Genomic DNA, 15,398 nt, shown 5'->3' with positions numbered 1-15,398 from the left:
AATCACTCCCATCGCCATAGAGGAAGGTTTGCGTTTCGCCATTCGTGAGGGCGGCCGTACCGTGGGCGCGGGTGTGGTTACCTCCATTATTGAGTAGGCCGAACAAAAAATGAAGTTAAAAAATGGCCTTTAAAGGCCATTTTTTTAACTTCTTATAAGCGGATTATTTTTATTAGATCCGGAGTCTGGTATAATAAGGCAGTAAATCAGTTATACTGAGATATAGCCAATATGATTTGCTACGTATTGACAGCTAAAATATATTGTGATAAATTATTTGGGTCATCTATATTTTCCTGTAAAAGGTTTTACGGGCTGGAGGTGTCATAAATGAGGGTGGGAGTTACACTGGCCTGCACTGAGTGCAAGCGTCGTAATTATTCGACGACTAAAAATAAGAAGAATGATCCCGGCAGGATTGAAATGAAAAAATACTGCCGCTTTTGTCACACCCATACGGTTCACAAAGAAACCCGCTAATTTTCAGTGTTTTTGTTTTTGATAGGTATTTTTTAAGGATGGGCGTGAGTATGGCTGTTATGAACAGGAAAGACAATTCCGGAGGGAAGGAATTGGAAGTCAAAAGCAAGGAAAACCAGCCCAAAAAAATACTGGTGAAATCCGACAAGAAACCGGTTCCTGTAAAAAAAGAAAAGGTTAACCGGATTGAACAGACAAGGAAGTATTTTAGGGGTGTTTTAAACGAATTAAAAAAGGTTCACTGGCCAAACCGCCGCGAAATTATCATATACACCTCGGTGGTTGTGGTGGCTGTTTTTGTAGTGGGTGTGATCATATGGGTTTTCGACTCGCTGCTGAGCAGAATTCTGCAACTTATTATCAGATAGTACCGGGGAGGTGGGGGATCTGTATAACGGGTCCCTTGTATTATGAATAAACAGTGGTATGTGATTCATACCTATTCCGGCTATGAAAACAAGGTAAAAGCCAACCTTGAGAAAAGGATCGAATCCATGAACATGGAGGAAAAGATCTTTCGTATCCTTGTGCCCATGGAAGACGAGATAGAGGTCAAAAATGGGAAGCGCAAGGTAAACAAAAGAAAGATTTTTCCGGGATATGTCATCGTGGAAATGATCATGACCGACGATTCCTGGTATGTGGTGCGCAATACCCCGGGGGTAACAGGTTTTGTGGGCACCGGTTCCAAGCCCATACCGCTGACCGAGGGCGAGGCAATGCAGATTATTAAGTCTATGGGTGTCGAGGAGCCAAAAGCCAGGGTTGATTTCATAGTGAACCAGCACATAAGGGTAAAATCCGGTCCCTTTGAAAATTTTGAGGGAATAATAGAAGAGATTTACCCGGAAAAATCCAAACTAAAAGTAATGATTTCCATGTTCGGCAGGGATACGCCGGTGGAATTGGATTTTTCCCAGGTGGAAAAGCTGCTTTAGCGAGCAAGCTAAAAGGGGCGCGCCTCTCTTTGCAGTATTTTTTAATAGCCGGAGGAATGTTCCCAGCTATGCTTGACGTATGAGCTTTTAGAATTTTAACAGAGTAAGGGTAAGGAGGTGTAAAGCACATGGCTAAGAGGGTTGCCGCAGTTATCAAGTTACAGTGTCTGGCAGGCAAGGCCACCCCGGCTCCTCCTGTGGGACCTGCACTGGGTCAGCACGGCGTAAATATTATGGCCTTCGTCAAGCAATATAATGAAATGACGGCGAATCAAGCAGGCTTGATTATTCCCGTGGAAATTACCGTTTACGAAGACCGTTCATTTACTTTTGTAACCAAAACACCGCCGGCTTCCGTACTGTTGAAGAAAGCCGCCGGCATTGAAACCGCGTCGGGAGAACCCAACAAGAAGAAGGTAGGCAAGGTGGCTATTTCCAAGGTAAAGGAAATCGCCGAACTTAAAATGAAAGACCTCAACGCCGCGTCTGTGGATGCAGCCATGAGTATGATTCAGGGCACAGCCCGCAGTATGGGAATAGAAATAGTTGAGGGTTAATTAATAGTGGGAGGATTTAATCCGTCAGCACCACAAGGAGGATATGACAATGCCGAAGCAGGGCAAAAAACTTGCCGATGCAGTCAAACAAGTGGACAACAATGTATTATATGAGCCTGTCGATGCTCTGGAACTGGTGAAGAAAGTGGCTCCGGCCAAATTTGACGAAACCGTTGAGGCCGTGGTTAGATTGGGTGTTGATCCCAGACATGCCGACCAGCAGGTGCGTGGGGCCGTGGTTTTACCGCATGGCACCGGCAAGACCAGAAAAGTGCTGGTTTTTGCCAAGGGGGATAAAGCCAAGGAAGCCGAGGAAGCCGGAGCGGATTTTGTCGGCGCCGAGGATGTTGTGGAAAGGATTCAAAAAGAAGGCTGGCTGGAGTTTGACGTTGCCGTGGCCACCCCGGATATGATGGGTCTGGTGGGACGTCTGGGTAAAATTCTCGGACCCCGGGGACTGATGCCCAACCCCAAGACCGGTACGGTCACCTTTGATGTTACCCGGGCAGTGCAGGAAGTAAAGGCCGGTAAGATTGAGTACCGGGTTGATAAGGCCGGCATTATCCATGCGCCTATCGGAAAAGTTTCTTTTTCGGTGGAAAAACTGTCGGATAACCTGCGCACACTGGTGGAGCAGCTTATCAGGGTTAAGCCCGCCGCAGCCAAGGGCACTTATATAAAAGGTATTTACGTGTCCTCCACCATGGGACCGGGGATCAAGGTGAACTCGCAAAAGGTCACCGCCTGATATATCCGAAGGGCCGTTTAAAAAACAAGCGTGGCCAAAATTTAATAGTAAAGCCGGAAACCATCCGGCGTTGCTCCTCACTGTAGACAGTTGGTGTTATTACTTAAAGGTGGAATGCCGCCAACCGAGGTAAGGGACTTCACCTGTCCACTGTAAAAATGGCAGGCCTATAGTCTTTGTCTACAGGCCTGTTTTTATTTTTTTATAACGTTGGGGACATTCCTGCGTGAGAGAAAATAAGTGTAGCGGGATTTAATAAAAACCATTCTAAATTGTTAATAGTCAAGAGTTAGACAACCTGAAGAAGGTGTATCCCCTGACATACGTTGGGGACATTCCTTCGTGAGATAAAATAAGTGGAACGGGATTTAATAAAAATCATTTTAAATTGTTAATAGTCAGGAGTTAGACAACCTGAAGAAGGTGTGTCCCCTGACCTATGAGAGGAGGTGTATTTTATGCCTACCAGGGAAGATAAAGAAAAAATGTTGCAGGAAGTCAGAGAAAGATTGAGCAATTCCAAGGTCGCCATAATGGCAAATTACCGGGGCCTGGATGTGGCCGCCATGACAAAGCTGCGGGTGCGCTTGAGGGAAAAGGGCAGCGAGCTCAAAGTAGTCAAAAACACCCTCACTTTAAAGGCTGCCAAGGATTTGGGATACGAAGGCCTGGACCCGTATCTGGAGGGTCCCACGGCCATAGCCTTCAGTTCCGAGGATTTGGTGTCCGCGGCCAAAATTTTCGCGGATTTTGCCAGGGAGTATAAGATTTTTGAAATAAAAGGCGGTTTGCTGGAAGGTAAGGCCATTGATGTCAAAGCCGTTAAAAACCTGGCCGACCTGCCTCCCAGAGAGGTGCTGCTGGCTAAAGTGCTGGGCGGCATGCAAAGCCCCATGTACGGCTTTGCCGGTGCGTTGCAGGGCCTGCTGAGGAACCTGGTTTGCGTTCTGGAAGCCGTGCGCAAAAAGCAGGCGGGTGAAACAGCTTAGTCCGCCGGGGGTTACTGGTTACTTTCAATATTAAGTAAAAATTAGGAGGTTCATAAAATGTCCAAGGTTAATGAAATACTGGAAGCAGTAAAGGGTTTGACTGTACTGGAACTGGCCGAACTGGTCAAGGCTTTTGAAGAAGAGTTCGGTGTAAGCGCAGCCGCTCCCGTGGCAATGGCCGCAATGCCCTCCGCCGCGGCAGCCCCGGCCGCTGCCGAAGAAGAGCAGACAGAGTTCGACGTAATACTGGCATCTGTTGGCGACAAGAAAGTTAACGTAATCAAGGTTGTTCGGGAGATCACCGGACTTGGCCTGAAGGAAGCCAAGGAACTGGTTGACAACGCACCCAAGCCGGTTAAGGAAAAAACCAGCAAGGACGAAGCCAACGCCATTAAAGCCAAACTGGAAGAACAGGGCGCAACCGCTGAAGTTAAGTAGTTTTTTCTAAAAATACGTACTTAATGAGCAGGGCCTTTCCTTTCGGGAACGGTCCTGTTTTCACTTTTTAAAAACCCTGTGGTTAGAGAAAAAAGCCCCTCGGTTTCTTTTAAAACTTTTTGGGATAATAAATTTTTTAAGAAAGGGTACTTAAACCCTTGACAAAAAGCAAACTATTTGCTAACATTAAAAAATGTCCATTCTATATTTACTATATTAACCAAAATATTATTCGCAAGGAAAAAATTTATGTATCCGGTGGTGTATTTTGGGGAATAATATTCTGGATATAACGTTCCTGTGGAAGAAAGCGAGGTCTTGGTATAACCAGCACCTTGCTTTTCGTTGTTTCTAATTATTAGGTTTGTTGACTTTCATGAGGGGTGTGGTGCGATACATGAATGCCGTAAAGGTGGGTTCCAGCAACCGGAAGAGCTTCGGGAAACTGAAAGAGGTACTGGAACTGCCCAACCTGATTGAAGTGCAGCGCAATTCATATCAGTGGTTTTTACGTGAGGGGCTCCGGGAAGTATTTCACGATATTTCCCCGATTCAGGATTTTACCGGCAACCTTGTGCTGGAATTTCTGGATTATACCCTGGGTGAGCCAAAGTACAAGGTGGAGGAATGTAAGGAGCGCGACGTTACCTATGCCGCTCCGCTCCGGGTTAAAGTTCGCCTGATCAACAAGGATACGGGCGAGGTAAAGGAACAGGAAGTGTTCATGGGAGATTTCCCCCTGATGACGGAAAAAGGCACCTTCATCATTAACGGGGCGGAAAGGGTTATAGTATCCCAGTTGGTTCGTTCCCCCGGGGTGTATTTTGCGGAACAGATTGATCCCAGCGGCAAGAAACTGTATGCCGCAACCATCATTCCCAACCGCGGCGCCTGGCTGGAGTTTGAAACCGACATCAATGACCATATTTTTGTACGTATTGACCGTACCAGGAAGATACCGGTGACAGTATTGATAAGGGCGTTGGGTAACGGCTCCAACAGCATGATTGTTGAACTTTTTAATGAGAACAAGCATATACAGGAAACCCTCACCAGGGATAACACGGATTCCGAGGAAGAAGCCCTGGTGGAAATATATAAAAAGCTGCGCCCGGGCGAGCCGCCAACGGTGGAGAGCGCCAGATCACTCCTGGAAACGCTTTTCTTTGACCCCAAAAGATATGACTTGGCCAATGTGGGACGTTATAAAATTCAAAAGAAGTTAAAGCATGGCGTATTATACAGATATTCCGACGAGCCGCTGGAAAAAGACGTTATTTTACCGGAAACAGGTGAAATAATTGCCGCCAGGGGTACAGTGATAACCCAGGAAATTACCGAGGCCGCGGGGGAAGCGGGGGTTGCCGCGGGCATCAGTGAGTATGATCCCTATTTACGCAAATATATCCCTATAAGGCATGAGTTTATCCGGTCCCTTACCCCTACGGATATAATTCAGGCGGTGAAATACCTCCTGGGGCTGATGGAGCAAAGGGGTCACGTGGACGATATCGACCATCTGGGCAACCGCCGTCTGCGCTCGGTGGGTGAACTGCTGCAAAACCAGTTTAGAATAGGCCTGTCCAGGATGGAAAGGGTGGTCCGGGAGCGGATGACCATCCAGGATGTTGATGTGATAACACCCCAGGTGCTTATCAATATCAGGCCCGTTGTGGCTGCCATAAAAGAATTCTTTGGTTCCAGCCAGCTTTCCCAGTTTATGGACCAGACCAATCCGCTGGCGGAATTAACTCATAAACGCAGGCTTTCAGCCCTGGGGCCGGGTGGTTTAAGCCGGGAGCGGGCGGGTTTCGAGGTTAGGGACGTGCACCATTCACACTATGGCCGCATGTGCCCTATTGAGACCCCCGAAGGTCCCAACATCGGTTTGATCGGTTCGCTGAGTACATATGCCAGGATAAATTCCTTCGGCTTTATCGAAACGCCGTACCGTAAGGTTGATAAGGAAACCAGGAAGGTAACCGAAGAAATAGTATACCTGACCGCGGATGAGGAAGAAGGGGTAATCATCGCCCAGGCCAACGCTCCTTTAGATGAGGAGGGCCGCTTCCTGGAGAGCAAGGTAAACGCCAGGTCGCCGGAGATAGTGGTGGTGCCCGCGGACAGGGTTGATTACATGGACGTTTCTCCCAAACAGGTTTTCAGCGTCGCCACAGCCCTGATACCGTTTTTGGAGCACGACGACGCGAACCGCGCCCTGATGGGGGCGAACATGCAGCGCCAGGCAGTTCCCCTGTTAAAGGCCCAGTCCCCCCTGGTGGGAACCGGAATTGAGCACAAGGCCGCCAAGGACTCCGGCGTGGTGGCAATCTCCCGCAGCGCCGGAACAGTGGAAAGGGTCACCGCCAACGACATTGCCATCAGAAGCGACCAGGGAAACCTGGAGACTTATAAATTGCTTAAATTTACCCGTTCCAACCAGGGCACCTGTATCAACCAGAAGCCCATAGTTAAAAAAGGTGAAAGGGTTGCGGCGGGCCAGATTATCGCCGACGGCCCATCCACGGATTACGGGGAACTGGCCCTGGGGCGGAATGTTCTGGTGGCTTTTATGCCCTGGGAGGGCTACAATTACGAGGATGCTATTCTGGTAAGCGAGAAGGCTGTCAAGGAAGACTTTTTTACCTCTATTCATATTGAGGAATATGAGTGTGATGCCAGGGACACCAAACTGGGACCGGAGGAAATCACCAGGGATATTCCCAATGTTGGTGAGGAAATATTAAAGGATCTCGACGACCGGGGAATCATCCGGGTGGGGGCTGAGGTCCGCCCGGGAGATATTCTGGTGGGCAAGGTAACCCCCAAGGGTGAAACGGAACTAACCGCCGAGGAACGCCTGCTCAGGGCCATCTTTGGTGAAAAAGCCAGGGAAGTGCGGGATACCTCATTACGGGTACCCCACGGAGAATCCGGAAAGATAGTGGACGTAAAGGTGTTCTCCAGGGAAAATGGAGACGAGCTGCCACCCGGGGTAAACCAGCTGGTGCGGGTCTATATAGCCCAGAAAAGAAAAATATCCGAGGGCGACAAAATGGCGGGACGTCACGGCAACAAGGGGGTAATCGCCCGCATCCTGCCGGAGGAGGATATGCCTTTCCTGCCGGACGGAACACCCATTGAAATAGTTTTAAACCCCCTGGGGGTTCCCTCCAGGATGAATATCGGACAGGTACTGGAGGCCCACCTGGGATGGGCTGCCAATGCTCTTGGGTATCAGGTGGCCACGCCGGTATTTAACGGGGCCACGGAGCAGGATATTCTTGATTCCCTTAAAAAAGCCGGGCTTCCGGAAATAGGTAAGATTACCCTGTATGACGGCAGAACCGGCGAACCCTATGACAATGCCATAACCGTGGGCTATGTGTATATGCTTAAACTGGCCCACCTGGTGGACGATAAAATACACGCCCGCTCCACGGGCCCATACTCCCTGGTCACCCAGCAGCCCCTGGGCGGCAAGGCCCAGTTCGGCGGCCAGCGGTTTGGCGAAATGGAGGTCTGGGCGCTGGAAGCTTACGGCGCGGCTTACACCCTGCAGGAAATACTGACTGTTAAATCTGACGACGTGGTGGGCCGGGTTAAAACTTACGAGGCCATAGTAAAGGGCGAAAATGTTCCGGAACCGGGTGTCCCGGAATCCTTCAAAGTGTTGATCAAAGAATTGCAAAGCCTGGGTCTTGACGTGAAGGTGCTTTCGGAGGATGACCAGGAAATTGAGATTAAAGAGGTTGAGGAAGACATAAACGAAACGGCCAAAGACCTGGGCCTGGATTTACACGAAGACAGCATCCCTTCCGGAGGGAACGATGATTATGATTCCGACGAGGTTGAGGACGAGGAAGAGATTACAGAAGATGATTATATCGGGGACGGTTTTGAAGACCTGGACGAGGAGGAAACGGGCTGATTTTAGAGTAGCCCCTTTCACCCCACAAGAAAGAGTCTGCAAAAATCCTAAGGGAGCGTGGTCTTTTGCTGGATCTCAACAACTTTGACCGTATTCGCATCGGTCTGGCGTCTCCGCAACAGATACTGGAATGGTCTAGCGGCGAGGTTAAAAAGCCGGAAACCATCAACTACAGGACGCTAAAACCCGAGCGGGACGGACTCTTTTGTGAACGAATTTTTGGACCTACCAGGGACTGGGAATGTCATTGCGGCAAATATAAACGGGTTCGTTACAAGGGTGTTATCTGCGACCGCTGCGGCGTGGAGGTAACCCGCTCCAAGGTGCGCCGGGAGCGCCTGGGCAATATAGTGCTGGCCGCTCCGGTATCTCATATATGGTACTTCAAGGGAATACCCAGCCGCATGGGATTGCTTCTGGACATGTCACCCAGGGCGCTGGAAAAGGTTTTATATTTTGTTTCATATATAGTGACGGACGGCGGCGAGACGGGATTAATTAAAAAGCAACTGCTAACCGAAAATGAATACAGGGAGTACAGGGAAAAGTACGGCAGCAGCTTTAAGGCCGGCATGGGGGCCGAGTCCATTAAAAAGCTGCTGGAGGAGATTGACCTGGAAGAATTGAGCCGGGAATTGCGCCAGGAACTGAGGGAGGTCACTGGTCAGCGAAAAATCCGGGCTATTCGCCGGCTGGAGGTGGTTGAGGCCTTTCGGGCCTCGGGCAACCGTCCGGAGTGGATGATTATGGATGTTATTCCTGTTATTCCGCCGGAACTGCGGCCCATGGTGCAGCTGGACGGTGGCAGATTCGCCACCTCGGATTTAAACGACCTGTACCGCCGGGTGATTAACCGCAACAACCGCCTTAAAAGGCTCTTGGACCTGGGCGCTCCTGATATAATCGTGCGCAACGAAAAAAGGATGCTGCAGGAAGCGGTGGACGCCCTCATTGACAATGGGCGCCGGGGAAGACCGGTCACCGGCCCCGGGAACAGGCCGCTGAAATCCTTGAGCGATATGCTGAAGGGCAAGCAGGGGCGTTTCCGCCAGAACCTTCTGGGTAAAAGGGTTGACTATTCCGGCAGGTCGGTTATCGTGGTGGGCCCCACCCTGAAGATGCACCAGTGCGGTTTGCCCAAGGAAATGGCCTTGGAACTTTTTAAGCCCTTTGTGATGAAAAGGCTGGTTAATGACGGTTACGCCCATAACATCAAAAGCGCCAAGCGCATGGTGGAGCGGGTGAGGCCGGAGGTATGGGATGTTTTGGAGGAGGTTATCAGCCAGCACCCGGTGCTTCTCAACCGGGCGCCCACATTGCACAGGCTGGGTATCCAGGCTTTCGAGCCGGTGCTGGTGGATGGCAAGGCCATACAAATTCACCCCATGGTATGCACCGCCTACAACGCCGACTTTGACGGCGACCAGATGGCGGTTCACGTGCCCCTTTCCGCCGAGGCCCAGGCCGAGGCGAGACTGTTGATGTTATCCGCCCATAACATATTAAACCCCAAGGACGGGCGCCCGGTGGCGGTTCCCACCCAGGACATGGTGCTTGGCTGTTTCTACCTTACCATGGAAAAGGACGGGGTTACCGGAGAGGGCAAGCTTTTCAGGGATAAGGAAGAGGCCATAATGGCCCATCAGAACAACGCCCTTAGCCTGCACGCCAAAATGAAGGTCAGGCATAATGGCGAAACGCTGGAAACCACCGTGGGCCGGCTCATCTTCAACGAAGTAATTCCGGCCAAGCTGGGTTATAAAAACCTGGTGGCCGATAAGAAAGCCCTCAGCAGGATTGTTGACGAGTGCTACAATGAGCTGGGACTGTCAGCCACCGGGGCGTTACTGGACGGTTTTAAAAGGATTGGTTTTAAATACGCCAGCAGGGCGGGGGTGACCATAGCCCTGTCGGATATAATAATTCCTCCCCAGAAAAAGGAAATACTGGCCCGGACCGAACAGGAAGTGGAAAAGGTCGAGCACAATTACCGCCGGGGACTGATAACCGAAGACGAGCGCTACCGCAAGGTTATCGGGCTCTGGAACGACGCCACGGAGCAAGTTACCGAGGCCTTGATGGATACCCTGGACCGTTTTAATCCGGTGTACATGATGGCAAATTCAGGCGCCCGGGGTAACAAGCAGCAGATTCGCCAGTTGGCGGGAATGAGGGGGCTTATGGCGGACCCCTCCGGCAGGATTATCGACCTTCCCATCAAGGCTAATTTCCGGGAAGGCCTTACGGTGCTGGAGTACTTCATTTCCACCCACGGGGCCCGCAAAGGTCTTGCGGATACCGCCCTGCGCACCGCGGATTCCGGTTACCTCACCCGCCGCCTGGTGGATGTGGCCCAGGACGTTATCGTCAGGGAGATAGACTGCGGTACCGAAGAGGGAATCGTAGTGGAAGAAATAAAGGACGGCACCGAAGTTATTGAAAAACTCGATGACAGGATAATAGGCCGCATGACCCTGGAGGACATAATACATCCGGAAACCGGGGAAATTATCGTTCCAAAGGGCAAGGTAATAGCCAATGACAGGGCCTCGGGATATGAGGCCAACAGGATTATTGAAGCGGGTATTAAAAAGGTTAAAATACGTTCGGTGCTTACCTGCAAAAGCCGTTACGGCGTTTGCAGGAACTGCTACGGCAAAAATCTGGCCACCGGCGGAGTGGTTGACATTGGAGAGGCGGTGGGAATAATTGCCGCCCAGTCCATCGGTGAACCTGGTACCCAGCTTACCATGCGCACATTCCACACCGGAGGCGTGGCCGGAGATGATATTACCCAGGGTCTTCCCAGGGTTGAGGAACTTTTTGAGGCCCGCAGGCCCAAAGGCCAGGCGGTAATAGCCGAAAATACCGGCATGGTGGAAATCAGGGAAGTTAAAGGGCGCCGGGAAATAGAGATTACCGGTGACGATGGAGAAAAAAATCTTTACCAGGTTCCCTACGGCGCGCGCATCAAGGTAAGGGACGGCGACCGGGTGGAAGCCGGGGATGAACTCACCGAGGGCTCGGTAAATCCCCACGATTTATTAAAGATAAAAGGTCCCCAGGGCGTACAGCTCTATCTTCTACAAGAAGTTCAGCGGGTCTACCGCCTGCAGGGGGTTGACATCAACGACAAACATATAGAAGTGATGATCAGGCAGATGCTGCGCAAGGTTAAAATTGAGGATGCCGGTGACACAAACCTGTTGCCCGGCAGCCTGGTGGACATATTTGAGCTGGAGGCCGAAAACGAAATGGCTTTAGCCGGCGGCGGGGAACCTGCCGAGGCCAAGGGGGTGCTGCTGGGGATCACCAAGGCTTCCCTGGCAACCGATTCCTTCCTGTCGGCGGCCTCCTTCCAGGAAACCACCAGGGTGCTCACCGAGGCTGCCATCAAGGGTAAAACAGACCCCTTGCTGGGACTCAAGGAAAACGTCATCATAGGCAAACTGGTGCCGGCGGGGACGGGCATGAGCCGTTACCGCAACATTGAACTATTGGACCAGGGCGGAATAGCCCATGATATTGACGGACTGACCGAAGGGGAATACGATATGGGCAAAACTGATTTTCTGGAAGATGATTATCTTTATGGCCAGGAAAATATTGCCCCAAAATAAAACAAAAGTTTTATCGTGTTGACTTTTGGAGAGGTTGGTGTTAATATACAAAAGTGTCTGGTTTTACGGAGGTGTCTTGCAGATGCCCTATGAGAGGCTGTTGAAGGCCCGGAAAAAGACCATAGGGACGAAACAGACCATGAAATCCATAGAACGGGGGCAGGCAAAAGTCGTATATATAGCCGGCAACGCTGAGCGCCACGTTATAGACCCCATCATTAAAAACTGCGCGGCAAAAGGTGTTGAGGTTATAGAGGTGGACACCATGCTGGAGTTGGGCAAGGCCTGCGGCATTGAAGTGGGTTGTGCTTCGGCGGCTGTGGTGGAAGACTGATTTATTAAATTAACTTTGGCCGCTCCGGCTATATGCCGCCGGAGCGGAAATTTAATTTACAGGTGTTTTTAGGAAGGAGGTGTATGCGGATGCCCACGATCAACCAATTAATCCGCAAGGGCAGAGAGGAAACCTTTAAAAAGTCATCGGCCCCGGCGTTAAAAGAGTGCCCGCAGAAACGCGGCGTATGTACCAGGGTGTATACCACCACGCCCAAAAAGCCGAACTCAGCCCTGCGCAAGGTTGCGAGGGTCAGGCTTACCAATGGTATCGAGGTGACCTCCTACATTCCGGGTATAGGACACAATTTGCAGGAGCACTCGGTGGTTCTGGTTCGCGGAGGCAGGGTCAAAGACCTTCCCGGCGTAAGGTACCACATAGTCAGGGGCGCTCTGGATTCCGCCGGTGTTCAAAACAGAAACCGGGGCCGTTCCAAATACGGCAGCAAGCGTCCGAAGAAATAATTAATGCCCGGTTTACCGCCGTTAATCCGGCGGGGATGAAATGTTTCATTTCTGGAAAAAATATCTGTTACCTTTATGTTACCTGCAGTTTTTCTCAACTTTAGATGTTGCTTGGGAAAGCGCCCGGGGCATAAGGCGATTTTCGAGGCAAAGGGGGGATATATATGCCTAGAAGAGGTTCGCGGGCTAAAATTGATGTGGTGCCGGATCCGGTATTCAACAACAAGGTGATCACAAAGCTTATCAACCAGGTGATGCTGGACGGCAATAAAGGTGTGGCAGAAAAGATTTGCTACGGCGCATTTGAGATGATCCGTGAAAAAACAGGGAAAAGCCCGGTGGAGGTTTTCGAGCAGGCCATGAAAAACGTCATGCCTGTTCTGGAGGTAAAGGCACGTCGGGTTGGTGGCGCCAACTATCAGGTTCCGGTGGAGGTTCGTCACGAAAGGCGCCAGACACTGGGCATCAGGTGGCTGACCAACTATGCCAGGGCCCGGGGCGGCAAGAGCATGCGGGAAAAGCTGGCTGCGGAAATAATGGATGCGGCCAACAACACCGGCGCTACAGTTAAGAAGAGGGAAGACACACATAAAATGGCAGAAGCTAACAAAGCCTTCGCCCATTACAGGTGGTAAGGAGGAGTCTTGATGGCGCGGCAATTTCCGCTTGAGAAGACACGCAATATAGGTATCATGGCTCACATAGACGCCGGCAAGACCACTACCACCGAACGTATACTGTTTTACACGGGGAAGGTTCATAAAATAGGCGAGGTCCATGATGGCGCGGCCACCATGGACTGGATGGTGCAGGAGCAGGAGCGGGGGATTACCATTACCTCCGCGGCCACCACATGTCAGTGGGGCGATCACTGTATTAACATTATTGACACGCCCGGCCACGTGGATTTTACAGTTGAAGTGGAGCGCTCCCTTCGGGTTCTTGACGGCGCGGTTGCGGTCTTTTGCTCGGTTGGGGGAGTGGAGCCCCAATCCGAAACGGTCTGGCGTCAGGCAGATAAATATGGTGTTCCAAGGATAGCCTATATAAATAAAATGGACCGGGTAGGCGCGGACTTTTTCAGGGGAATAAACATGATCCGGGAACGTCTGGGCGCGAATCCGGTGGCGCTGCAGCTGCCCATAGGCAGCGAGGAAAAATTTAAGGGTATAGTTGATTTGATCAATCAAAATGCAATAATATACGTTGACGACCTGGGCACCAAAAGCGAACTTGCCGGGATTCCGGAGGATATGCTGGATCTGGTTGCGGAATACAGGGAAAAAGTTATAGAGGCCGCTGCGGAATCCGACGAGGAATTGATGCTGAAATATCTTGAGGGTGAGGAACTTACCGTTGATGAGATCAAGCGGGGTCTCAGGAATGCCACACTGGCGGTTAAAATGATACCGGTTATGTGCGGCTCCTCTTTTAAGAACAAAGGAGTGCAGCCTCTGCTTGACGCCATTGTGGATTATCTGCCCGCGCCCACCGACGTGCCTCCCATCAAGGGAGTCAACCCTGCCACCGGCGGGGAGGACATCCGGGCAGCAGCCGACGACCAGCCCTTTGCGGCGCTGGCTTTCAAGATAATGGCAGACCCTTACGTGGGTAAACTTACATTTTTCAGAGTGTATTCGGGAGTTTTGGCTTCCGGATCCTACGTGTTCAACTCCACCAAGAATAAGCGGGAGCGGGTAGGGCGAATATTGAAGATGCACGCCAACCACCGGGAGGAAATAGGCCAGGTTTACACCGGTGATATAGCTTCTGCGGTGGGACTGCGGGATACCACCACCGGAGACACCCTGTGTGATGAAAAGTCACCTATAGTACTGGAATCCATGGAGTTTCCCGAGCCGGTTATTTCCGTGGCCATTGAGCCAAAGACTAAGGCTGACCAGGACAAAATGGGCATAGCCCTGGCAAAGCTTAGTGATGAAGACCCCACATTTAGAATGCACACCGATCCGGAAACCGGTCAGACAATTATATCCGGCATGGGCGAACTGCACCTAGAGATAATCGTGGACCGGTTGCTCAGGGAATTCAAGGTGGGGGCAAATGTGGGCCGTCCTCAGGTGGCTTACAGGGAAACCATCAGAGGCAAAGCCAAGGCTGAAGGCAAATTTGTCCGCCAATCCGGCGGCCGGGGACAATACGGTCACGTGGTGCTGGAAATTGAGCCCGTCGAGCCGGGAACCGGCTATGAATTTGTTAATAAAATAGTGGGTGGAGTAATTCCCAAGGAATATGTTCCGGCGGTTGACGCCGGTATCAGGGAAGCCATGGAAAACGGGGTTTTGGCGGGATACCCCATGATTGATATGAAAGCTACCCTGTTGGACGGTTCCTTCCACGAGGTCGACTCTTCGGAAATGGCCTTTAAAATTGCTGGTTCCATGGGCTTTAAAAGCGCCGCCCAAAAATCCGGCGCTGTGTTGCTGGAACCGATAATGAAGGTGGAAGTGGTGGTAATGGACGAGTATATGGGGGATGTTATCGGTGATTTGAACTCCCGCCGGGGTCGGATTGAGGAAATGGAGCCCAGGGGCAATACCCAGGTTATTCACTCCACCGTGCCTCTGGCCGAGATGTTCGGGTATGCCACCGACCTGCGCTCCAGGACCCAGGGGCGGGGGACCTATACAATGCAGTTCAGCCATTACGCCGAGGCGCCCCAGAATATCGCCGAAGGCATTATCGCCCGCCGCCACGGTTAATATAGGCAAGGAATCCAACACCAACGGAATAAGGTCCTTTAACATGTCAATTTTTATTTGGAAAGGCAGGAGAAATTAATAAATGGCAAAGGCGAAATTTGAACGGAACAAACCGCACGTGAACATAGGAACCATCGGGCACGTGGACCATGGCAAGACCACCCTGACCGCGGCCA

The 15,398-nt window shown here is 51.1% G+C and carries 15 protein-coding genes and 1 other annotated feature; all 15 genes read left to right on the top strand.

Annotated features, from left to right (window positions below; translation table 11 throughout):
* The coding region (locus tag DCCM_RS07400; RefSeq protein ID WP_373855379.1) for an EF-Tu C-terminal domain-related protein at positions 1 to 97 on the top strand (97 nt) is incomplete at its 5' end.
* Positions 98 to 330: 233 nt separating this feature from the next.
* A complete protein-coding gene (rpmG, locus tag DCCM_RS07395) occupies positions 331 to 480 on the top strand; it encodes a 50S ribosomal protein L33 (protein WP_104371784.1) in 150 nt (49 codons plus the stop codon).
* 50 nt (positions 481 to 530) lie between these two features.
* Positions 531 to 848: a preprotein translocase subunit SecE gene (gene secE / locus DCCM_RS07390; protein ID WP_231702695.1), complete on the top strand. Its 318-nt coding sequence runs from the start codon at positions 531 to 533 to the stop codon at positions 846 to 848.
* A 42-nt stretch (positions 849 to 890) separates the two neighbouring features.
* Positions 891 to 1,418 (top strand): transcription termination/antitermination protein NusG, encoded by a 528-nt coding sequence (nusG, locus tag DCCM_RS07385; protein WP_104371782.1) that lies wholly within the window; start codon positions 891 to 893, stop codon positions 1,416 to 1,418.
* Between the two features lie 128 nt (positions 1,419 to 1,546).
* Complete coding sequence (gene rplK, locus DCCM_RS07380) at positions 1,547 to 1,975, top strand: 50S ribosomal protein L11 (protein WP_104371781.1); 429 nt, start codon at positions 1,547 to 1,549, stop codon at positions 1,973 to 1,975.
* A 49-nt stretch (positions 1,976 to 2,024) separates the two neighbouring features.
* The gene (rplA, locus tag DCCM_RS07375; protein ID WP_104371780.1) at positions 2,025 to 2,723 is read left to right on the top strand and encodes a 50S ribosomal protein L1; all 699 of its coding nucleotides are present in this window, start codon (positions 2,025 to 2,027) and stop codon (positions 2,721 to 2,723) included.
* 62 nt (positions 2,724 to 2,785) lie between these two features.
* Positions 2,786 to 2,929: a sequence feature (ribosomal protein L10 leader region), on the top strand.
* Between the two features lie 252 nt (positions 2,930 to 3,181).
* Positions 3,182 to 3,712, top strand: coding sequence for a 50S ribosomal protein L10 (rplJ, locus tag DCCM_RS07370; RefSeq protein WP_104371779.1), 531 nt, complete (start codon positions 3,182 to 3,184; stop codon positions 3,710 to 3,712).
* 57 nt (positions 3,713 to 3,769) lie between these two features.
* Positions 3,770 to 4,150, top strand: a complete 381-nt coding sequence (gene rplL / locus DCCM_RS07365; RefSeq protein WP_104371778.1) for a 50S ribosomal protein L7/L12 — start codon at positions 3,770 to 3,772, stop codon at positions 4,148 to 4,150.
* Positions 4,151 to 4,547: 397 nt separating this feature from the next.
* On the top strand, positions 4,548 to 8,081 hold the full coding sequence (gene rpoB, locus DCCM_RS07360; protein WP_104371777.1) for a DNA-directed RNA polymerase subunit beta: 3,534 nt from the start codon (positions 4,548 to 4,550) through the stop codon (positions 8,079 to 8,081).
* A gap of 65 nt (positions 8,082 to 8,146) precedes the next feature.
* Complete coding sequence (rpoC, locus tag DCCM_RS07355; protein WP_104371776.1) at positions 8,147 to 11,701, top strand: DNA-directed RNA polymerase subunit beta'; 3,555 nt, start codon at positions 8,147 to 8,149, stop codon at positions 11,699 to 11,701.
* Between the two features lie 82 nt (positions 11,702 to 11,783).
* On the top strand, positions 11,784 to 12,035 hold the full coding sequence (locus DCCM_RS07350; protein WP_104371775.1) for a ribosomal L7Ae/L30e/S12e/Gadd45 family protein: 252 nt from the start codon (positions 11,784 to 11,786) through the stop codon (positions 12,033 to 12,035).
* An 89-nt stretch (positions 12,036 to 12,124) separates the two neighbouring features.
* Entirely contained in the window at positions 12,125 to 12,499 is a 375-nt protein-coding gene (gene rpsL / locus DCCM_RS07345) for a 30S ribosomal protein S12 (RefSeq protein ID WP_104371774.1), read from the top strand.
* Between the two features lie 164 nt (positions 12,500 to 12,663).
* Positions 12,664 to 13,134, top strand: coding sequence for a 30S ribosomal protein S7 (rpsG, locus tag DCCM_RS07340; RefSeq protein WP_104371773.1), 471 nt, complete (start codon positions 12,664 to 12,666; stop codon positions 13,132 to 13,134).
* Positions 13,135 to 13,146: 12 nt separating this feature from the next.
* The gene (gene fusA / locus DCCM_RS07335) at positions 13,147 to 15,222 is read left to right on the top strand and encodes an elongation factor G (RefSeq protein WP_104371772.1); all 2,076 of its coding nucleotides are present in this window, start codon (positions 13,147 to 13,149) and stop codon (positions 15,220 to 15,222) included.
* Between the two features lie 82 nt (positions 15,223 to 15,304).
* Positions 15,305 to 15,398 (top strand): GTP-binding protein (locus tag DCCM_RS07330; RefSeq protein ID WP_018590913.1); only part of this gene is annotated, 94 nt, incomplete at its 3' end.

The organism is Desulfocucumis palustris (assembly GCF_002933875.1).
Taxonomy (GTDB): domain Bacteria; phylum Bacillota; class Desulfotomaculia; order Desulfotomaculales; family Desulfocucumaceae; genus Desulfocucumis; species Desulfocucumis palustris.
The sequence above is the reverse complement of the archived record's forward strand: the minus strand, read 5'-3'. Positions and strand labels throughout refer to the sequence as shown.